Origin of the sequence: Tepidibacter aestuarii, assembly GCF_934924865.1 — a bacterium.
Lineage (GTDB): Bacteria > Bacillota > Clostridia > Peptostreptococcales > Peptostreptococcaceae > Tepidibacter_A > Tepidibacter_A aestuarii.
Genome location: NZ_OW235315.1, coordinates 2,151,417 through 2,175,424, shown reverse-complemented (window position 1 = coordinate 2,175,424; position 24,008 = coordinate 2,151,417). Strand labels below are relative to the sequence as shown.

The window sequence follows — 24,008 nt, the reverse complement described above, 5'->3', positions numbered from 1 at the left end:
AATAATTAAAGTAGATATTAACTTAAGTTAATATCTACTTTTTTTTATACTAAGGGATTGTAAAATTTTAGCTCTATGGGTAGTAATATTGATGGAAGAACTACACTTGCAACTATTTTAAGCAACAGAGTATATAGTCATAATTGGCGACACGAGTCAGTGCGTAGCAACTAGACGAATTTTTAAATTTAAATAGTAATATGAACAGATTTATAATTTAACTATATAATAATTTGAATTATATGGTAAAATATAACTGGAATTAGGTTGTTATATAGTTTGGTTTCTAGTTTAACTAATCGCGAAGCTATTAAGTTCTTGGAAGATGAAGTATTAGAAATTTTAGATTTAGGATAAATTGGAGGAGTGTTATGGAACTTAAAAATAAGGCTAAGGACCTTTTAAAAAAACAAAAAGACATTATAAATCAGTATGAAGAACTTATAAGAGATTTAAATTCTGATAATGCACTAAGTGAAAGTATTGAACTTAAAAAAGAAGTTGATAATTATAGAAAAGATACTCAAAAACTAAAGGAAGAGAAGAGAAAACTATTAAATGAAAATATGAATTTGAAAATTTCACTGAAAGAGCAAATTATCAATGAAAAAATATCTATTTTAAATGCATCTAAGAAAAAAATAGACATGTATTTTAATAATGAAACAAATAAAAAAATTAATAAATTAGAATTGTTAGAGATTTCTGCAAAAGATAGACTTAGCAAAATAAAAAGAATTGCTCAACTAGAATTGGGAGTCGAAAAAAAAGAGATCTTTTCTGATATAGAAAAATTAGAAAGAGAGTTAAATGAAAAAATTAAAATAAAAAAAGAGCAACTTAAAAAAGAAAAAGAAGATATTATTGGTGAAATAAAAAGAGAGTATAATGAACTAAAAAGTGAAGGTATTAGTGAAGAAGTTATTGAGAAAAAGAAAAAGTATAACGATATAGAAGTTAAGATAGGACTTAACTGGATAAATAAAGCGGGTATAATTTTACTTTTATTTGGAATTGCTACTGCAACAAGATATACTTATTCGACATGGTTTAATGAATACATGAAGGGGATCTCCAGCTTTTTGTTAGGGGGAGCACTTCTAGGGGCAGGAGAGTGGTTAAATAGAAAAGAAAAAAACTTATTTGCTCTTGGATTAAGTGGTGGAGGAATAGGAGCATTATACTTTTCTGTTTTTAGTAGTTACTTTATTTTAAACATAATTAGTATGCCGATAAGTGTAGGTTTATCTATTTTAGTAACTATGGCATCTTTATTACTATCTCAAAGATATAAATCTATGACAATATGCGGAATATCTCTTGTAGGAGGGTATTTACCATTTTTTACTTATGTATTTATTGAAGGAATAGCGGGTGGTCAAATATATATAGCTATGGGATATTTATCAGTTTTAAATTTATTGGTTTTAAAGCTATCTTTAGAAAGACGATGGATTTATATAAATTATCTAAGCTTTTTACTTAATATTCCTTGTTTTACATACTTAGCTTTTGAATCACCTAGTGAAGTTATTGGTGTGATTTATTCAATATTAACATTTATAATGTACTTGTTTATAACTTTTACATATCCAATTAGAGAAAAAATTAATCTTAAAAAGGTGGATTTTATTTTACTAGGATTAAACACAGTAATCAATTGTTTAACCGTTTATCAATTATTTGAAATTGGAGGATATGATTCATATGAAGGAATGCTTGCATTTGCATATGCACTAATATATTTGGGACTGGCTGAGTTTATTAAAAAAAGCGCTTCACAAGAAAAAGACACACAAATGATGTTTTATATTATTGCTATGGCTTTTAGTATTTTAATGATACCTTTACAATTTGGTATCAAATGGGCTATACTTGGATGGCTTATAGAATCAATTCTAATGATCTTCTATTCTGTTAAAAAAGATATGAGAAAAATGGAAATTGGAGGATGGATTGTATTAGCGTTAAGTGTAGGATTATTTATTATAGAAGACCTTTGTAATCCTTGGGTTGTTGAGTATTTTATCTTGAAATATACTTTAATTACTTTAAGTATAATATATATATTTAGTCTATATGCAGTAAAGTTAAGTGAAGAAGAGTTATTTAAATATACCAAGAAAGGTAAACTACTAACGTATTATAAGTATTTTATGATTATAACTACTTGGATATATTTATTAAGAATGGGTTCTGTTTTTTATGATAAATACACAAAGTTATATCATTATGATAGCTTTTATTTTTTAATTTCTGAATCCTTAATTACTGCTATTTTTGCTTATTGCATAACTAAAATAAAAGTAATTAAAGATAATATAGTTGATAAAATATCTATTGCTTTATATATATTTGTAGATATACTGGGCTTTGGTATGAACTTTTTAAATGTTAGTCCATCAATAAATAATAGTTATAAAGCATTACCTATTTTAATTCTAATAACGTACAATATATTTGTATTCTTTAGTATAAAGGATTTAACACTAAGATTAATAAAGGAAAAAGGATTAAGTTTAGAAATATACCCTATGACTTTAGCTGTGTATATTTTAGGATCGACTACAGCATTACTTGTAAATCAATTTAATTTAAACAATATAAGTCTTATAATAAGTATATTTTTTATTGTTATGTCTTTTGTCTACATAACTTATGGGTTTAAAAATAAGTTTGCTGTTATAAGAAGATTTGGACTGGGATTATCTATATTTTCAACTGGAAAACTATTTATATTTGATTTAGCATTTTTAAGTACTGGAGGAAAAATAATTGCATATTTCTGTTTTGGTATAGTATTAATAGGAATATCATATGTTTATCAAAATCTTAGAAGAAACATAGAGGCAGGAGATGAAAATGTGTGAAGAAAATTCTAGTAGCATTGATATGTATATTATTTTTTTCTACAAATAGTTTTGCAAATGAGAATATCGATGATTGGAAATTTTCAAAAGAAATTTATCACAATAATGATAATAAATATAAATCATTTCTTTTAGACGAAGAAATTTATAGATATGCAAAAGACGATTTATTAGATATTAGAATTATTAATGATAAAAATGAGTTTCTTCCATATTACGTTGTTAATAAATACTCTAAAAAAACAAAACAAGCTGATTTTAATATTAAACAAGAAAATAATGATACCATTATAATAATAAATAATAAAGACAATCTGAATATAAATGATATTAAAATTATTAGTCAAGATGATTTTAAAAGAAATTATGACATCTACTATAAAAATAATAAATATGAAGAATTCCAAAAAATAGATTATGGGAACATTTATAAAATAAATCTCGAAAACTACAAAGAAGAAAAAAATGTTATAAAGTCAGATTTGCGTGCGGGTTATTTTCTCAACCCAGATAGTATTAAAGTAGTTATACATAATAAAGATGATAGGCCTATTAATATACAAGATATACAGATTAGCTATTATGTAGATAAAATAGTATTTAAAAAAGATAATAGGAATGAATACACAGTCTTATTTGGTAACAAATATTCTCAAATACCTTCTTATGATATACAGAGTTATAAGGATTATATAGAAAAAGAAAATCAAGAAATCTGTACTTTATCAAACTTAACTGAAGAAAATACAAAAGATAAGAACGAAGAAGATAAAAAAATAAACTATAAATTAATGTTAAATATAATTGTTGTATTGATTTCATTAATTTTAGTAATGGTAATAATGAAAAAATCAAATGATATTTAGTTAGCTAGATTTTGTTTTCTATAAAATTTAGGAGCTAAGTTTATTATAAATAATCTATCAATATTAGAGCCGTAAGGCTCTTTTTGATTTTATAGGAAACTACATAGTTTTGAACATATGGATAAAATTAATTAAATATCTACACCTGCAACTATTTTTAAGCAACAGAGTCGTTAGACTTGTTGGCAATATGAGTCAGTGCGTAGCGACTAGACGAATTTTTAATTTTGTACAACTATTAAGCTTATTTGGCTTTTGTTTAAAAACCTTATTGGAAGAGTACTTGTTCCTACACCACTATCTATATAAAGTTTTCTATTGTCATCTAGATTATATAATCCTTTGTCGTATTCTGGGAAAATGCCCTGTCCAGGAGCTATAAGCCCTCCTATTAAAGGAAGTCTAATTTGACCTCCATGCGTATGACCGCATAAAATAAGATCAGAGCTTATGTTTTTATGTTTTATAATAACATTAGGTGAGTGAGACAATAAAATAGTAAAATATTTGTTATCTATATTTTTAAAAGCCGAATATGTATTTTCATGGTTAGTGTAAGGATCATCAATTCCGGAAACATTTATTTTTATATTATTCTTTTCAAATACTTCGTTTGAATTATTTAAATCTATTAGTTTTTTGTCTCTTAGAGAATCTATGAATTCATTTTTATTTGAGTTTCTCCATTCGTGATTACCGCTTACAAAATATACATTTGGATTTATACTTATCAATGAATCTAAAAATGAGTATATGGATTCAAAATCTTCAGTTGTAGCGTCTATAACATCCCCCGTTAAAACAACCATATCTATATTAGATTCTTTAATATAATGTAATAAACTTGTATTGTTTAAATTTCTGTTGTGAATATCAGATATCTGGAGTATTCGTATACTTGAATCATTAGAAATTTTATTTGAATATATATTTACTTTGTTAACTTTAATATCTGTAACTTGATAGTATATATATGAGCATAAAATTATTAATACGAGTATTTTTTTCATATTTTTAACCTCTCTTTTTATTCTATAGAAAACTATAGGATTTTGAATCTGTGTATAACATTGGTTAAAGAATTACACTTACAACTAGATTTGAGCAACGGATCCCAATAGGGATTGTTGGCGACACAAGTCAGTGCGTAGCGACTAGACGAATTTTTTATTTATAAGAAAATTATATAAATTAATGATAAATACTAAAAGTCCTAATTTCAACTAAAATTAGGGCTTTTAGTATTTAAATAAAATAATCTTTAATTTTTCCAAAATACTCAATCTTATTAAAAGCTGGGTATATAGAATTGAATTTAATAAATATAGGAGATTTATATAAATATGAATGAGTTTTAAAAAAAGTTTTATCTCCATTGATTATAGCGGTAAGAGCTAAAGGAAGTTCTTTTTGAAATATATTGTATCGTATTGCAGATTCTTTAAAGTTAAACTCACCACCACTTATATAAGCGTAAAATTGTAGATAATACATATTGTAAAAATTTATCCACTCTCCTAAAATTTCATCCTGAAATGATGTAATAGCTTTGTAGTTATAATCTTTTCCTATATCTAAAAAAAGCTCACCTGTTTCATCTGAATGGGCAAGAGTATATTTTCTTGGGATTATAGGATTGATCTTATTAACTCCATCCATAAAGTTGACATGTAATTTCGACTTATCAAAATTAGACACAAAATATCCCTCCTTATACAACATTTTATGAAGTGTGTGCATTAATTGTTATATAAAATTCCCGGGAAATATCTAGATATTTATTTTTAAATAAGACATTGTATTTTGTTTAAGGATAAAAATTATATAAGTGTCAATAATATATTATAAATGCCTTCTTATAGCAAATAGAAAATTGTAAACGTTTCAAGGTTTTGGATGAATATAATTTATGATACGAATTATAGTATATATGAGATGGCACGATGGGAAATTTTACTTTATAGGAAATTATATGATTCTTAAGTTGTGGGTAACATTGATGAAATAGGTACACTTACAACTATTTTTAAGTAACAGAGTCTTAAGACTTGTTGGCGCTATGAAGGAATGCGAATTTTGAGAATGAAACCCAATAGGGATCGTTGGCGACATGAGTCAATGCGTAGCGACTAGATGAATTTTTTATAGTTTATGGAGGTTTGTATTTCATGAAATGTAAGTGGGAGCTTGGAGATTGTACATGCTATAGGCATACAGATGGTGTTTCAGAATACTGCTTATTTCATAGAAAATTTAAGTCAGAAAAAGAAAAAAAAACTATAACTAATATATTGAATGGAGATATAGAAGCAAGTGAGTATTTATGGAATAAAAAAGAAAACATATATGATTTTAGAGGTATTATATTTGAGCAAGATATTAACATATCAAATATAAAAATAAATAACTTAAACAAAAAAGCTTCTTTCGACTTTTCTTATTCAGTATTTAATAAAAATGTATACTTTGATGATTATAAATTTTATTCGGATGTTTTATTTATAAATACAAGATTCAATCAAAATGTTTCATTTGAAAACTGTGTATTTATAAGAAATTGCACATTTGATAAGAGTGAATTTTTAAGCAGTAAAAGTAAGTCTGTTTTTTATATGTCTAAATTTCTAGGACAGGAGTTTATATTTAAAAATATATCAAATGGAGTGAAACTTGATGGAATCAGATTTTCTTCTAATACTAAATTTATACTTAAAAATGTAGACTACGATAAAAAAAGATATATAGATGCTAGAAATGCATATAGAATTGCTAAAAATCAATCCAATATAATAGGCGATTATGAAGAAAGTGGAAAATATTATTATAAAGAGAGAATGTACAATGGAAAAATGATATTTCCTCTTATAAATGATGAAGATAAAAATGAGTTTGAATCTAAAGCAACTAGTTTTTTTAAAGTTTTAAAACAAAAAAAATATCACAAGTATATAGTCCCTAAAATAATGGATTTGGTATCTAAATATATAGTGGGATATGGAGAAAAACCACAAAATGTTTTATTTTTTTCATTTATTTTGATAAGTATATTTGCTTACTTATATATGATAGCTGGACTTCGATTTAATATAAATGTTGATTGTGCTATAAATTACCATAGGACGATTAAGTATAGCTTTTTAGATATGCTAAGTCTAGATTTTAAAGAATTTATGAGTGATTATTTTCAGGCTTGGTACTTCAGTATAGTTACATTTACGACAGTTGGTTATGGAGAAATTATACCTATCAATCACCATGGACAGATATTAGCTTCAATTGAAATGTTTTTAGGTGTAACTGTTATAGCTACATGGACATCAACTGTTGTGAGAAAGATGTCAAGGTAAAAATTCAATTTATATGAATTATAAAAAAACAAATAGTAAATATTAAATAGTATTAAAACAAGTAAAACTTTGAGGGAGTGATAAATTGAAATCTAAAATTACAACATTAATAATTATATTTGCATTATTTACAAATATATCAAATGCTCAAAACTATGATATGGATAGATATATAAAGGCTTCTATACTTATAGATCAAGAAAGTGGTAATGTTTTATATGAAAAAAATGCAGACCAGCAAATGCCATGTGCAAGTTTAACTAAGATGATGACTTTGTTGGTAACTCTAGATAGCATAAAAAATAAGAAAGTATTAAAAGATGATGTTGTAGAGATAAGCTCTAAAGCAGCTAGAACAAGCGGTTCAACATATAGATTGAAAACTGGAGAAAAGGTTAAATTGATAAACTTAATGAAAGGGATAATGGTTGTATCTGGAAATGATGCTGCTGTTGCAATATCAGAGCATGTAGGTGGAGACACAGAAACATTTGTTGGAATGATGAATAAAAAAGCTAAAGAAATAGGGATGGATAGTACCTCGTATATAAATCCACATGGATTACCTGTTTATGGAATCAATGGAGATATGGAAACTCCTAAAGAAAACATGTCTACGGCTAGAGATTTAAGCGTATTAGCTAAATACTTAATAGACAATTACAAGAAAGATGTTTTAGCTATAACAAGTATACAAACTCATACAAATTATAAAAGAGGGTTTATAGGAAATAATACTAATGCTTTACTTAGAATAATGCAAGATGTCGATGGGTTGAAGACAGGATTTACGGGAAGAGCGGGATATTGCTTAGCTTCAACTATGAATATTAAAAGTACAAATGAAAAGAATAAAGACTTTAGAGTTATAAGTATTGTTTTAGGAGCTCAAAGTTCTAAAAAAAGAACTAGCGCATCAAAACAACTTCTAGAATATGGAAAGAATAATTTTGAGAAAAGTAGAATAGTTAAAAAAGATACATTTATAGGAAAGACATATTTATATGGAATAAGTGAATTGGAAGTAAATTTAAAAACAAAAGAAGATCTATGGATTGTAAAAAAAGATAAAGAAAAGATGGAAAGAAGAATTATTCTAGATAAGTTAACATATCCTATAAATAGAGGGGAAAAAGTTGGAAAAATAAATTATTATACGCAAGATGGAGCCAACATAGCAAGTGTAGATATTGTAAGTGATAGTGAAATTAATACAATACCTATAAAAATTAAATTAAAACTATTTATAGAAAAAATTGTAAATTAATGTATTTAAATTGATTATTTGGAGAGTATATAAATAGTTATTATTTGTGAGGAGTGATTGATATTAAAGCAGTTATTATGGCTGGAGGTAAAGGAACTAGGTTAAGACCTCTTACGTGCGATATACCAAAACCTATGGTACCAATACTTAACAAACCGGTTATGGAGTATTCTATTGATCTATTAAGAAAGCATGGCATAAAAGATATAGCTGTAACTATGGCTTATATGCCATCTATTATAATGGATCATTTTGAATCTGGAGATAAATGGAACGTAAATCTTGAATATTTTATAGAAGATATTCCTCTTGGAACAGGAGGAAGTGTTAAAAATGCACAAGAATTTTTAGACGACACTTTTATAGTTATAAGTGGTGACGCATTAACGGATCTTGATATAAGAAAAGCTATTGATTATCATAGACAAAAAAAATCAAAGGCTACTATTGTTTTGAGAAGAGAAGATGTGCCGCTAGAATATGGAGTTGTTATAACTGATGAATCAGGTAGAGTCATAAGATTTTTAGAAAAACCAAGTTGGTCTGAGGTATTTAGTGATACAGTAAATACTGGTATTTATATATTGGAACCAGAAGTTTTAGATTATTTTGATAAAGGTGTTAATTTTGATTTTAGTAAGGATTTATTTCCTAAATTATTAGAAGACAACATTCCTATGTACGGATATATTACACAAGATTATTGGAATGATATAGGAGATTTAAATTCTTATATGGAGACACATTTTAACATATTAGATAGAAAAGTTTGTGTAGATATTAATGCTAGAGAAATAGAAAAAGGAATATGGATAGAAGATGGGGTTGAAATTGGTAAAAATACTAAATTAGAATCTCCTGTTTATATAGCTAAAAATTCTAGTATCAAAGATAATGTACACATAAATTCATATTCGATTATTGGACCTAACTGTGATATAGGTAATGACAGTAGTTTAAAAAAGAGTATATTATGGAAAAATTCTAAACTAGGAAGTAGCACTCATTGTAGAGGTACGGTTGTATGTAATGATGTAGAACTAAAAAACAGAATAAATACATTTGAAAAATCTGCAATAGGTAAAGGAAGTTTATTGTCGTGTGGAGTAAAGGTAAACCCTAATGCCAAGATATGGCCAGATAAAATAATCAAGGAAGACACGATAATAAGTCAAAATGTTGTATGGGGAACTAAAGTAGGAAAAAATATTTTTGGATATAAGGATGTATATGGACACATAAACACACAGATAAATCCTGAGTTTGCATCTAGACTTGGGTCTGCATATGCGTCTACATTACATAAAGATACATCTATTATTATTAGTTGCGATTGCTTTAATGCTTCACAAATAATTAAAAACTCATTAATATCTGGGATACTTTCAACTGGAGTTGGAGTTATAGATATTAAAAATACAAATCTTGCAGTAAACAGATTTGCAATAAGACATTATAAAGCAAAAGGTGGTATACATGTTAGCATAAATCACTTGAAAAATGATGAAGTTCATATTGAATTTATGAATGAAAGTGGAGCAAATATAGATAGATCTGTAGAAATAAAAATAGAAAATTTATTTAACCGAGATGACTTTGAAAGATGTAAGGCAAAAGACATTAAGGATATCATAGAAGTAAATAATTTTTCATATTTTTATATAGATGAAAATATAAAAAATATAAATAATCTATATGATATAAACACCAGTAGACCTAAAATTTTGATAAGTTCTATATGTAGTGACATTATGAAATTAGCCAATAAGGTTTTCGAAAAAATAGGTTGTGATGTATCTTGTGATTATTCTATTAAAGGTTATGACGACATTAATTTATATTTAAACGATATGTCTAAAAATGTAGTTGATAACAATTTAGATTTTGGAGTTGTTTTGAGTCAAAATGGAGAAAGTATATTGCTAATAGATGGAAAAGGAAGAATTATAAATAATGAAAAGTATAATATTTTAACAACTCTTATTCTACTAAAATCAAAAAAAGCTAAGAAAATAGTAATGCCTCATACTATGCCTATGATAATACAAGAACTAGCACAAAAATACGATATTGAAATAACTAAGACAAAGCACTCTCACTCTTGTTTTATGAATGAGATTTTAAAAGATGAAGAGATGTTTGATCAGTATTTATTTAATTTTGATGCTATTAGTGCTGTTTGTAAAACTATAGATTTTCTAGCAGAAAATAAGATGAAACTTAGTGATATAGTAGATGAAATTCCTGAGTTTTATTTTATAAAAAAACAGATTCAGTGTGAGTGGGATGATAAAGGAAGAGTTATAAAGAATATAATAATGCAAAATAATAATAGAGATATAGAATTATTCGAAGGTGTAAGGATTAATACTGACAAAGGGTGGTGCCTAGTTTTACCAGATAGAGAAAAAGCTTTATTTAATTTATACACTGAAGGTATTTGCCAAGAGTATGCCGAGGAACTTTCGATAGATTTAAGTTCAAAAATAGAGAAATTATTAGAAAATAAGAGGCTATAATGCCTTTTATTTTTTATGATAAAGCGAAACTTAATTCAGAAGAGTTTTTACTCTAGCTGAATTTTTAGCTTTCGGATAAATAGCAAATTAGACGACAACTCTTTTGTAGGAGGAATATAAGATATGAGTGAGTACAATAAAAAAATAGACGGATATGAAAATATCAGTATGGATAATATTTTATTGAGTAATGAAGAGCTCCAAAATCATTCTATGAATATAGCTCGAAAGCATATAGTGAGTGAAAAATATACAAGTTGTAGATCTTTATTACCTAGATTGAATAATAATTATGATGTTATATTTAAATTGTATAAACATTTAAATGAAATAGATGAAGATAAAGAAAATTTATCAGGAGCTTCAAAATGGCTATTAGATAATTTTTATAAATTAGAGGAAGAAGTTAAGTTTGTAAGGCAAGAGGTAGATAAAGATAGATTTTTAGAATTGAATGTATTATCAAATGGTATATTTGAAGGATTTCCAAGGGTATATGATATATTGTTTGAGCTTGTATCTCATACTGATGCAAAATTGGATGAGAGTGTGATAATAGAGTTTATAAAGTCATATCAAAAACATAGTATTCTTTCTATTGCAGAAATATGGTCTTTGTCTATTGTTATTAGATGTTGTATTGTTGAAAAAATAAGAAATATTTGTGAACTTATTTATAAAGATCAATTAAAGTATGAAAATATAAAAGATCTGAATATGAATAATGAAGAATTAATGGATTTTATCAGAAAAGAAATTAATAAAGAAAATAAAATTGACTTTTTTTATGTTGAATATTTAATGAAGAAAATGAGAAGTGAAGACTATGATTTAGGAAAAATAAAGAGTTTTATAGAACAAAATTTGTCTGAATATAATATAACCTTGGATGAAATAATAAAGCTTCAACATAAGGATCAGGCGTATAGACAAATGGCAATGGGAAACTCTATAATAAGTTTAAATCAAATCTCTAAGTTGAACTGGATAAGTGTATTTGAATCATTATCTGTAGTTGAAAAAATCTTAAAGGATGATCCTTGTGATGTATATAATAAAATGGATTTTGAAAGTAGAGATTATTATAGAAGCAAAATTGAAAAATTATCTAAAAAATACAATATACCTGAATTTGAAATAGTAAAAAAAGCTATTGAATTATCAAATCAGATTGGTGATAAAAATAATAAATTAAATCATGTTGGATATTACATAGTTGGAAATGGAGTAACAGAGTTATTGTCATGTTTTGGATATAATGATATTTCAAATAAAAATACTAAATATCCATATGTAATATATTTTTTGCCTATAATAATAATAACGTGGATATTAACTTTATTGATGACTACGTACTCTTATAAAATGAATAACAATATATATGTTAGTTTAGTGGTATTTATTTTTTCTTATATACCATCAAGTACTATAGCTATAAATTTAGTTAATTGGATTGTAACACATAATGTTGAGCCTGATTTTTTACCAAAGTTAGAATATAGGAATGGTATAGATGAGAATGCTTCAACTATGGTTGTAATACCTACTTTAATTACAAGTGAAAAATCTGTTGATGAACTTATAGACAAGTTAGAGGTGTATTATAATTCAAATAAAGAGGATAATATATATTTTTGTATAGCTGGAGATTTTAAGGATTCAAAAGAAGAGCATACAGATGGAGACAATATTATAATAGAGAAAGCATTTGAAAAAGTAAGAAAGTTGAACGAAAAGTATAAAAAAGGAGATATATTCTTTTATTTTCATAGACATAGACAATACTCAAAGCATCAAAATAGATGGATGGGCTGGGAGCGAAAAAGAGGTGCATTAGTTGAGCTTAATGAATTATTAAAAGGATCTAATGATACTTCGTATTCTATGATATCATCAGATATTTCTCATATACAAAATAAAATTAAATATGTAATAACTATTGATGCCGATACAAATCTTGTTATGAATAGTGCTAAAAAATTAATAGGAACTATAACTCATCCTTTAAATAAAGCTATTTTAAGTAAAACAAGAGATGTAGTTGTAGATGGATATGGTATTATTCAACCTAGAATAGGCCTTGATATTGAAAGCACAGGAAAAAGTATGTTTACAAAAATATTTGCAGGTCAAGGTGGTATAGATAGTTATACTACTGCTGTTTCTGATGTTTATCAAGATCTATTTTTTGAAGGTATTTTCACAGGAAAGGGTATATACGATTTAAATGTATTTAGTAAGGTTCTTAAAAATGCTATTCCTGAAAATAGTGTTTTAAGTCATGATTTATTAGAGGGATCTTATATAAGGGCTGGGCTTGCAACAGATATAGAGCTTATAGATTCTTATCCGTCTAATTATAGTTCTTTTAGTATGAGGCTCCATAGATGGATAAGAGGTGATTGGCAGCTTGTAAGATGGTTATTTTCAAAAAATCCATTATCAGCATTATCTAAGTGGAAGATAAAAGATAATTTAAGAAGAAGTTTAGATTCTGTTTCTACATTGATTTTAATTATATTAGGTCTAACTATTCTTCCTGGTTACTGGTGGATTTGGGTAGGATTTTCAGTTTTTGCATTTGTGCTTCCTATAATTTTAGAGTTTATAAACTGTATAGTGTGTAAATATTACAAGAATATAACTACAAAGACGAATTCGGATTTAATATACGGGTGTAAAGGTCTTTTATATCAAGCTTTAATTTTATTTGCTTTTTTACCATATCAGTCATATTTAATGTTAGATGCTATAAGTAGAACTTTGTACAGAGTTTTTATATCTAAAAAGAATCTATTAGAATGGACAACAGCTGCTGACGCAGAAAAGAAACTTAAAAATGATATGAACAGTTATTTAAAAAGAATGCAGGTGTCTATTTATGTATCTGTTATTACATTTGCGCTTGTATATATTTTAAACCCTACAAACACTATATATGCTCTCTTAATATGCTTGTTGTGGCTTATATCGCCTGCTGTAGCTTATAGAATAAGTGAACAAATTGAAAGTGATAGGGAAATTAATATTGATAAAAAAGATAGATTATTAATTAGAAAACTAGCTAGAAAAACTTGGCTATATTATGAAGATTTTGCAGGAAAAGATCAAAATTACCTTCCAGCTGATAATTATCAAGAAAATCCGTACAATGGAGTAGCTGAAAGAACGTCGCCTACTAATATAGGGTTTTTATTAATATCAATAATGTCAGCAAGAGATTTAGGATATATATCTACTACAACTATGTTAAGTAAAATAAGTAACACATTAGAAAGTGTTCAGAAACTAGAAAAGTATAAGGGACATTTATTTAACTGGTATGATACTAAAAATTTGAATGTTTTATTGCCTAGATATGTATCGACTGTGGATAGTGGTAATTTTGTAGGGTACTTAATGACTTTAAAGCAAGGGTTATTAGAATATATTAGTAAGCCTATTGTAGACAAATCTATTTTAGAGGGAATTAGAGATAGTATAATTGTTTGCGATTATGAATATGAAGATATAGAATCTATTATTGAAAAAGAAAATTTATGTATTAATGATTTTGAAAAATTATTTGTAGATTTAATTTTAAATGAAAACTTTTATAATGATGCAGATCTGAATGTATGTGATCTTATTAAAAGTATTATATATGATATCAATTCTGTTTTATTAAATGATTATCATAAGACATATTTAAAAAGCATTGGAGATTTGAATAAATTAGTGGATGAAGTAAACATAAATACGGATATGTTAAGACTTAGACAAATTTATAAAGATATATTAAAAGAAATAGATGAGATAAAAACTCAAAATGAAGAATTGATAAAATCAAAAGAGACTATATCTAATTTAATAAATAATATAGATGAATTTGAAAATAAGATAATAGATTTAACTAAAATTATAGATAATATTGTAGATAATACAGACTTTACTGAATTGTATGATTTTGAAAAAGATTTGTTCTCAATTGGATATGATGTAGATTCAAATAAGCTTACAAATTCATATTATGATCTTTTAGCATCAGAGGCAAGGCTTACAAGTTATATTGCTGTTGCTAAAAAACAGATTCCTCAAAAACATTGGTTCAAATTAGGAAGGTCTTTATCTATAGTTGATGGATACAGAGGGTTGGTTTCTTGGACTGCTACTATGTTTGAATATTTCATGCCTCCTATCGTAATGAAAAATTATAGTAATTCACTTTTAGATGAAACTTATAATACTGTAATTAGAGCGCAAAAAAAATATGGTACTAGGAGAGATGTGCCATGGGGTACTTCTGAGTCAGGCTATTATAAATTTGATATGGATTTGAATTATCAATATAAGGCTTTCGGGGTACCGGATTTAGGACTTAAAAGAGGTCTTTCTAAAGATATGGTTATATCTCCGTATTCCACTGTATTAGCCTTACTATTCGATGAAAATGAGTGTATTAGAAATATTAAAAAGCTTATTGATATGGGTATGGAAGGAAAATATGGATTATATGAAGCTATAGATTTTACAAATGATAGAGTTACATTAGGTAAAGAAAACTCTATAGTAGAAAGCTTCATGGCTCATCATCAAGGAATGAGCTTTGTAACTATTAATAATTATTTAAATTTTAATATAATGCAAAAAAGATTTCATGCAGATCCTTCGGTGAAAGGAGCAGAAATATTACTTCAAGAGAAGATACCTGTAAGAAGTATTATAACTAAAGACTACAAGGAGCAAATAAAGCCTTTAGAAAAAGATAAAAATATTGTCCCTAAGGTGACTAGAGAATACGATGAGGTTGATCATAAAATTCCGAGATGTCACATTTTATCAAATGGGAAATATTTGAGTATGGTTACTGATTGTGGAGGAGGATATATTAAAAAGAATAGATTACAGGTTAGTAGATGGAGAGAAGATTTGGCAACAGGTAATTATGGTCTCTATATATTTGTAAAGAATTTAAATAATAACGATATTTTTTCAACAACTTATAAACCTATAGATAATAAACCAGATTATTATAAGGTGAAATTTCATCAAGATAAGGCTGAATTTACTAGAAAAGATAAGGATATAATAACCAATACTCAGATTGTAGTATCTACAGAGGATGATGCAGAGATAAGAAAGGTTACTATTACTAACAATTCTAAGGAATCTACAATGATTGAGCTAACTAGTTATTTAGAAACTGTTCTTATAGATCAGGCTGCTGACATTGCTCATCCAGCGTTTACCAATTTATTTATAAGAACGAAGCCAGTTTTAGAATATGAGAGTATAATATGTTCAAGAAGGCCTAGAAGTGAAGGTGAGCAAAAAATATGGATGGCTCATACTATTTCTACTAAGGCTGATAGTATAGGAAATTTAGAGTATGAAACAAATAGAGATAATTTCATAGGGAGAGCTAATAATATTAAAAATCCAAAGGCTTTAAATGAACCGTTGACTAATACTTGTGGAGCTGTATTAGATCCAATAATGAGTTTGAGGAAAAAAGTAAATATAGATGCTGGTTGCAGCGTAGAGGTGTTTTTTACTACTTCTATTGGTGATAATATGGATGATGTATTAAGTCTAGTTAAAAAATATCATGATATATCTTGTATGGATAGAATATTTGAATTAGCAGATATTAGAAGTCAAGTGGAAAGTTCATATTTAAATTTTGGTGAAGAAGAAGTAACAACTTATCAAGATATGATATCTCATATACTATATTTAAGTCCTAGCAAAAGAAGGTATCAAGATATAATAAAGAATAATGTAAAGGCTCAAAATTCTCTTTGGGCTTATGGAATATCTGGGGATATACCTATAGTTCTTGTTAGTATAAAGAATGAAGAAGAAATAGATATTGTAAAACAAGTTTTAAATGCTCATGAGTATTTTAGAATGAAGGGATTAGTTGTTGATATTTTAATTTTGAATGAGGATGAGAGTAATTATTTGCAACCACTTCAGGATCTTATAATTGAAACAGTTAGATCAAAGTATGGATATGATTTAATAGATAAACACGGTGGCATATTTATAAGAAATGCAAATACTATTCCTAAAGAAGATCAAATTCTGTTTTATTCTGCTGCAAGAATAGTTTTAAAATCTGGGTGTGAATCTATTAAGTCTCAATTGGATTATACAGATTATGAATATGACATAGAACAAAAAATATTTAATGATGATAATACAGAGTATGAAAGTTTAGATGAACAGTTAGATCTTGATTATTTTAATGGATATGGAGGATTTGCTAAAGATAAAAAAGAGTATGTTATAAGAATAAAGGAAGGCACTAGAACTCCTTTGCCTTGGATAAATGTAATATCTAATAAAAAGTTTGGGTTTCAAGTATCTGAGAATGGTTCAGGATATACATGGTCAAAAAACAGTAGAGAAAATAAGCTGACTCTTTGGTCAAATGACCCTGTAATAGATCCAAGTTCAGAGGTTATCTATATAAGAGACGATTATAGTGGTCGTATATGGACTACAACTCCTCTTCCTATAAGGGAGAAGGAAAGTTATACGGTACATCATGGCCATGGATATTCAAAATTTGTTCATGATAGCAATGGAATACAGCAAGAGCTTGTTATGTTTGTTCCAAATGATGAATCTATCAAAATTAGTATAATTAAGCTTAAAAATAAATCTAATTCTAAAAGAAAACTAACTCTTACAAATTATATAAGACCTGTAATGGGTGTTAGTGATCAGACTATGCAAAAGTATATAATAACAGATATGAATGATGATATAATGATTATTAAAAACCCTTACAACCCAGATTATTCACCTCGAATTAGTTATATGGCGTGTTCGGAAAAAGTTAATTCTTATACTGGTGATAGATTAGAGTTTTTAGGATCTAATGGAGAATTAAAAAATCCAGCTAGTTTAAAAAGAGAAATGTTATCGAATAATGTAGGAGCTGGATTTGATCCATGTGCCTGTATACAAACTTGTATTGAGCTTGATATTAATGAGGAAAAAGAAGTTGTATTCTTATTAGGTCAAGATAGTGATGTTCAAAATATACATCATATAGTAGATAAATATAGGAATGTAGATAAAGCTAAAAGTGCATTAGATGATTCAATTGAAATGTGGGATGATGTATTAGGAAAAATTCAAGTTAAGACTCCGGATCTGTCTATGGATTTGATGCTAAATAATTGGCTTTCTTATCAAAACATATGCTGTAGAATATGGGCAAGATCAGCTTTTTATCAATCTGGAGGTGCTTATGGATTTAGAGATCAACTTCAAGACTCTATGAATGCTCTAAATTTAATTCCAGATCAAACTAGAGAACAAATACTACTTCATTGTGCACATCAGTTTGTTGAAGGGGATGTACAGCATTGGTGGCATCCTGGTCCTGAGGATGATAAGGGTATAAGAACCAAATTTTCTGATGATTTACTTTGGTTACCTTATGCAACTATTGAGTATATAAAAAATACTGGAGATTACGCTATATTAAAAGAACAAGTTCATTTTTTAGAAGAGGATGAACTAAAAGAAGATGATGAAAGATATGGTGTACCTAGAGTATCTAAGGAAAAAGCATCTGTATACAATCATTGCATAAGAAGTATTGAAAGATCTCTAAAATTTGGAGAACATGGTATTCCTCTTATGGGCTCTGGAGATTGGAATGACGGTATGAGTACTGTTGGAAATAAGGGTAAAGGTGAGAGTGTATGGCTTGGATGGTTTTTATACACTATTTTAGTTGACTTCTCAAAAATATGCGAAAAAATGAATGATTTGGATATTCAAAAAAAATATAATGATTATGCTAAAAAGATATTAAGTGGAATAGAAGAAAATGCATGGGATGGTAAGTGGTATAAAAGAGCTTATTTTGATGATGGAACTCCTCTAGGATCTATAGAAAACTCAGAATGTATTATAGACTCACTAGCGCAATCGTGGGCGGTCATATCAAACGGTGGAGATAAGGATCGAAGAGAGGAAGCCATGGAATCTTTAAACAAATATTTGGTAAAAGAAGATGAAGGAATGATTCTTTTATTTACACCTCCTTTCGATGAAGGTAATCTAAATCCTGGATATATAAAAGGATATGTCCCAGGAGTTAGAGAAAATGGAGGTCAATACACACACGCTGCAACATGGGTTATAAAAGCATATGCTATGATGGGAAAGGGAGATAAAGCATGGAAGCTTTATAATAGCATAAATCCTATAAATCACACTAGAACAGCTAAAGAGTGTTTAAAATACAAAGTAGAACCATATGTTATGGCAGCTGATGTATACTCTACTAATTCTCAGATAGGTAGAGGAGGATGGACTTGGTATACAGGAACAGCAGGATGGATGTATAAGGTTGGTATTGAGGATATTTTGGGATTAAAAAAATACGCTGATGAAATAGTAATAGATCCATGTATACCTAAGGATTGGAAAGAGTATTCAATCGAATATAAATATGGGAAATCAAAATACAATATATCAATTAAAAATCCTGATAAAGTAAATAATAATGTAAAATATATTATCATTGATGGAAACAAAAATAACTCAAATAAACTAAAGCTTATAGATGATAATAAAGAACATAATGTTGATGTGATATTAGGATAATGTGAAATTTAATTCAAATGAAATCTAAAGATTTCATTTGAATTAAATTATTTACTAAAATAACATTAAGAACTTTTTGATATATTTGTATTGAAGTATTGACAAAAAAAATGTATAATCTAAATGGAATCGGTAACATAATTATCTTACTAACAATTTTTGAGTTTTTTTGGGGGCGAGTCAAAATGGCTATAACTATAAAAGATATTGCAAAAAAAGCACAAGTATCTCGAACTACTGTATCAAGAGTGTTGAATGATTCTGGATATGTAAAAGAAGAAACTAGAAAAAAAGTAATGGATGTAATTAAAGAATTAAACTATACACCTAGTGCAATAGCTAGGAGTTTATCTACAAGTAAAACAAATACTATAGGAGTTATAGTTCCAGAAATAAACAATCCTTTTTTTGGAGAAATAATAAAAGGTATAAGTCAAATAGCAGATGAAAATGATTTGAATATAATACTTTGCAATACTGATGATAAAAGAGACAAAGAACTTAAAGCTCTTAAAATATTCAAAGAACAGAGGATAGAAGGGATAATAATAACTCCAACATATGCAGAAGATCATTTCAGTAGTGAATATTTAAATACTTTAGAGCAAATAGGAATACCTATTATATTACTGGATGGATATGTTAAATACTCAGAATTTAGCGGTATATTCATAGATCATGTAAAAGGAGCGTATGATGCTACTAGTGCATTAATAAATGCTGGACATAATAAGATAGCAATAATTAATGGTAAACAAAATTACACAATAACCAAAGATAGATTCAAAGGATATGTAAAAGCTTTAAATGAAAATAATATACTTATTGAGGATAAATATGTATTTTATGGAGACTTTGATTATGAAAGTGCATATGAAATCACTAAGCAAATATTAAACATGGAAGACAGACCAAGTGCTATATTTGTAACTAGTAATATGATGATTTTGGGAACTATAAAAGCGATATATGAACAAAACATAAATGTTCCACAAGATATGGCTATAATAGGATTTGACAAGTTAGATCTAGTAAATATTTTAGGAATGAACATAAGCTCAGTAAATGGACCTACTATTGAAATGGGAAAAGCAGGAATGAAAATGCTTATGGATAAATTAAACAATGTGTCTCCAAAAGACCAAATAAAAAGAAGAATAATAATTCCTCAACTTGTTTTAAAAGGATCAGAGAAATTTGTTCCATAATAAATTAAATTGAATATAAACTTAATAAATATAATCTATAAAAATATTACATTTTGATAGGTTGAAATATAAATCAAAAAGGAGAGGTTAAAATGGAATTAGCAAAATACATAGACCATACTGTCTTAAAAGCACAAACAACAGAGGGTGACGTAAAAAAAGTTTGTGAAGAAGCAAAAGAATATGGATTTTTCTCAGTATGCATAAATCCATCATATATAGAGTTTGCAAAAGAGCAATTAAAAGAATCTGATGTTAAAGTTTGTACAGTTATAGGGTTTCCTTTAGGATCAAATACTTCAGAAGTTAAGGCGTTCGAAACTATAGATGCAATCAAAAAAGGTGCTGATGAAGTAGATATGGTTATAAACATAGGAGCACTTAAAGATAAAAAATATGATTATGTTCAAAATGATATAAAAGCAGTTGTAGATGCAGCTGATGGAAAAGCTTTAGTAAAAGTTATAATAGAGACTTGCTATTTAACTGATGAAGAAAAGAAAATAGCTTGTGAACTTGCAAAAAAAGCAGGAACTGATTATGTTAAAACTTCTACTGGATTTGGAACAGGTGGATCAACACCACAAGACATAAAACTTATGAGAGAAACTGTTGGAGAGAATATAGGTGTTAAGGCTTCTGGTGGAGTAAGAAGCACAGAAGATGCAAAAGCTGTAATAGATGCTGGAGCGTCAAGAATTGGAGCTAGTGCATCTATAAGTATAGTTACAGGAAATAAAGACTCAAATAGCGGATATTAATATATAATAAAAAGGTATAATTTTCGAATCGGAAAGTTATACCTTTTTACATATTTTAAAGTAATACAGCTCGTTAGGACTTATCTTCATATAGTATATGATACAGCATGATTTAGACTGAATTATAATTTGGAGGTGTAGATTATGAGGAAACTAGTAATTTATTATTCGCTTGAAGGAAATACAAAACTTTTATCTCAAACAATAGCTCAAAACTTAGATGCAGATATTTTAGAAATTAAACCTAAATATGAAGTTAAAAGAAAAGGGTTTATGAAATATTTATGGTGTGGAAAAAGTGTTTTTATGAAAGAAAAGCCGGAACTTGAACGTATTGAAATAAACATAGATGAATACGATCTGCTAATTATAGGAACTCCGGTATGGGCTGGAACCTTTACGCCTGCCTTAAGAACATTTTTTGACAAATATAATATCAAAAACAAGAAGATATTCTTATTTTGTACACATAACGGGGGTCCAGGTAAAACTTTAGAAAATATGAAATCGGAATTGGATATGAATAATATAGTTGATACTAAAGACTTTGTAAATGTATCTAAAAATGTAGAAATTAACAAAAATATAGCTGAAAAGTGGGTTGAAGAGGTAATATCTAAAATTAATGTATAAAAATTTCGATTTTATACAAATAAATACTCAAAAACTATTGAAAATACACTGCTAAAAATGTAGAATGTATAACGTACATTCAAAAAGACGATGAAATATGAAATGGAGGAAAATGATGTTACAGGCTACTGGAATTGGATTAAGATATGGAGATAAACAATTATTTAAAGATGTTAACATAAAATTTAATAAAGGAAACTGCTACGGAGTAATCGGTGCTAATGGAGCAGGAAAATCTACATTTTTAAAGGTATTATCTGGAGAAGTACAAGCGAATGAAGGAGATGTATCTATAACTACTGGAGAAAGATTATCTGTATTAAAACAAGATCACTTCCAATATGATGAAGAAGTTGTAATAAATACAGTTATAATGGGTCATAAGAGATTACATCAAATAATTAAGGAAAAAGAAGAATTATATGCAAAAACTGATTTTACAGATGAAGATGGAATAAAAGCAGCTGAACTTGAAGGAGAATTTGCTGAATTAAATGGATGGGAAGCAGAAACAGAAGCTGAGATGATTTTAATGGGGCTTGGCTTGCCTAAAGATTTACATTATAAGCAAATGAAGGAATTATCAGGTGCTGAAAAAGTTAAAGTGTTACTAGCTCAAGCTTTATTTGGAAAGCCTGATATACTTCTTATGGATGAGCCTACTAACCACTTAGATTTTAAATCAATCAACTGGTTAGAAAACTTTATTATGGATTTAGAAGACACTGCTGTAATAGTAGTATCACATGATAGACATTTCCTGAATAAGGTATGTACTCATATGGCAGATGTTGACTTTGGAAAAATACAAATGTATGTTGGAAATTATGATTTTTGGTATGAATCTAGTCAATTAGCATTACAGATGGCTAAAGATCAAAATAAAAAGACTGAAGAAAAGGTTAAACAATTGAAAGAATTTATTGCGAGATTTAGCTCAAATGCATCTAAGGCAAAACAAGCTACGTCTAGAAAAAAACAATTAGACAAACTTACAATAGAAGATATTCAACCATCTAGAAGAAGATATCCTTTTGTTGGATTTAGCCCTGAAAGAGAAGTTGGAAATGAATTATTGACAGTAGAAGGAATATCTAAGACTGTAGACGGTGTTAAGGTTCTAGATAATGTAAGCTTTAGACTAGAAAAGGATGATAAAGTTATATTCTTAGGTGATGAAATTGCTAAGACAACACTGTTTGATATATTAATGGGAGTTACAGAACCTGATGAAGGAAGTTTCAAATGGGGAGTTACAACATCTCAAGATTATTTACCTAAAAACCATAATGATTACTTTGATGGCATTGAAATGTCATTAGTTGATTGGTTAAGACAATATTCAGAAGAAAAATCTGAAAGTTTTATAAGAGGATTTTTAGGAAGAATGCTTTTCTCTGGAGAAGAAGCACTTAAAAATGCAAATGTATTATCTGGAGGAGAAAAAGTTAGATGTATGTTATCTAAACTTATGTTATCTAATGCAAACGTATTAGTTTTAGATGAACCTACAAATCACCTTGATCTTGAATCTATAACATCTGTAAACAAAGGGTTAATTAGTTTTACTGGAAGCATACTATTTACATCTCACGATCATCAGTTTATAGAAACTATAGCCAATAGAATAATAGAGATAACTCCAAGTGGACTAATGGATAGAAAAATGCAGTTTGATGAGTATTTAGAAAATAAGGATATACAATCTAAATTAAAAGAAATGTACAAATAAGAAGATGCTTATGCATCTTCTTATTTATTTAAACAAAACTTATTTCTGTTTTATAAAGTAAAACTTAAATTGACAATTAAAATCATATAGAATATAATTAATTGCTAAATTTATACATATTAGCTACTGCGAAGAACTGTTATATAAACAGTTATAAAAGTATGGGTAGTCTTATTTTTTTGGAAAAGGAGT

The 24,008-nt window shown here is 27.5% G+C and carries 12 protein-coding genes; 10 read left to right on the top strand and 2 right to left on the bottom strand.

Translation table 11 applies throughout. From position 1 onward, the window contains the following. Window positions 1-371 precede the first annotated feature (371 nt). Both M2214_RS10745 and M2214_RS10740 read left to right on the top strand, forming a co-directional pair. A complete protein-coding gene (locus M2214_RS10745; RefSeq protein ID WP_248477620.1) occupies window positions 372-2,870 on the top strand; it encodes a DUF2339 domain-containing protein in 2,499 nt (832 codons plus the stop codon). Next, window positions 2,867-3,736, top strand: coding sequence for a hypothetical protein (locus M2214_RS10740; protein ID WP_248477611.1), 870 nt, complete (start codon window positions 2,867-2,869; stop codon window positions 3,734-3,736). Before M2214_RS10745 ends, M2214_RS10740 begins: the two co-directional genes overlap by 4 nt. 221 nt (window positions 3,737-3,957) lie before the next feature. Here the strand turns inward: M2214_RS10740 and M2214_RS10735 are convergent, their stop codons facing one another. Together M2214_RS10735 and M2214_RS10730 are read right to left on the bottom strand one after the other, a co-directional pair. Continuing rightward, window positions 3,958-4,746 carry a metallophosphoesterase gene (locus M2214_RS10735; RefSeq protein WP_248477603.1) on the bottom strand — a complete coding sequence of 263 codons (789 nt, stop codon included), beginning with the start codon at window positions 4,744-4,746 and terminating at the stop codon, window positions 3,958-3,960. A 235-nt stretch (window positions 4,747-4,981) separates the two neighbouring features. Then, window positions 4,982-5,434: a staygreen family protein gene (locus tag M2214_RS10730; protein ID WP_248477593.1), complete on the bottom strand. Its 453-nt coding sequence runs from the start codon at window positions 5,432-5,434 to the stop codon at window positions 4,982-4,984. A 470-nt stretch (window positions 5,435-5,904) separates the two neighbouring features. Here M2214_RS10730 and M2214_RS10725 point away from each other — a divergent pair, with 470 nt between their 5' ends. From M2214_RS10725 to M2214_RS10690, 8 genes are all read left to right on the top strand, one after another. Continuing rightward, window positions 5,905-7,083: a potassium channel family protein gene (locus M2214_RS10725; protein ID WP_248477591.1), complete on the top strand. Its 1,179-nt coding sequence runs from the start codon at window positions 5,905-5,907 to the stop codon at window positions 7,081-7,083. Window positions 7,084-7,168: 85 nt separating this feature from the next. Beyond that, entirely contained in the window at window positions 7,169-8,350 is a 1,182-nt protein-coding gene (locus tag M2214_RS10720; protein WP_248477589.1) for a D-alanyl-D-alanine carboxypeptidase family protein, read from the top strand. A gap of 53 nt (window positions 8,351-8,403) precedes the next feature. Further along, window positions 8,404-10,869 carry a sugar phosphate nucleotidyltransferase gene (locus M2214_RS10715; RefSeq protein WP_248477587.1) on the top strand — a complete coding sequence of 822 codons (2,466 nt, stop codon included), beginning with the start codon at window positions 8,404-8,406 and terminating at the stop codon, window positions 10,867-10,869. 123 nt (window positions 10,870-10,992) lie between these two features. After that, on the top strand, window positions 10,993-19,482 hold the full coding sequence (locus M2214_RS10710) for a GH36-type glycosyl hydrolase domain-containing protein (RefSeq protein ID WP_248477579.1): 8,490 nt from the start codon (window positions 10,993-10,995) through the stop codon (window positions 19,480-19,482). A gap of 185 nt (window positions 19,483-19,667) precedes the next feature. Further along, on the top strand, window positions 19,668-20,690 hold the full coding sequence (locus M2214_RS10705) for a LacI family DNA-binding transcriptional regulator (protein ID WP_248477577.1): 1,023 nt from the start codon (window positions 19,668-19,670) through the stop codon (window positions 20,688-20,690). A 92-nt stretch (window positions 20,691-20,782) separates the two neighbouring features. Beyond that, window positions 20,783-21,451 carry a deoxyribose-phosphate aldolase gene (gene deoC, locus M2214_RS10700; protein WP_248477575.1) on the top strand — a complete coding sequence of 223 codons (669 nt, stop codon included), beginning with the start codon at window positions 20,783-20,785 and terminating at the stop codon, window positions 21,449-21,451. A 144-nt stretch (window positions 21,452-21,595) separates the two neighbouring features. Further along, window positions 21,596-22,084, top strand: coding sequence for a flavodoxin family protein (locus tag M2214_RS10695; protein ID WP_248477573.1), 489 nt, complete (start codon window positions 21,596-21,598; stop codon window positions 22,082-22,084). Window positions 22,085-22,199: 115 nt separating this feature from the next. Then, the gene (locus tag M2214_RS10690; RefSeq protein WP_248477571.1) at window positions 22,200-23,816 is read left to right on the top strand and encodes an ABC-F family ATP-binding cassette domain-containing protein; all 1,617 of its coding nucleotides are present in this window, start codon (window positions 22,200-22,202) and stop codon (window positions 23,814-23,816) included. Window positions 23,817-24,008 lie beyond the last annotated feature (192 nt).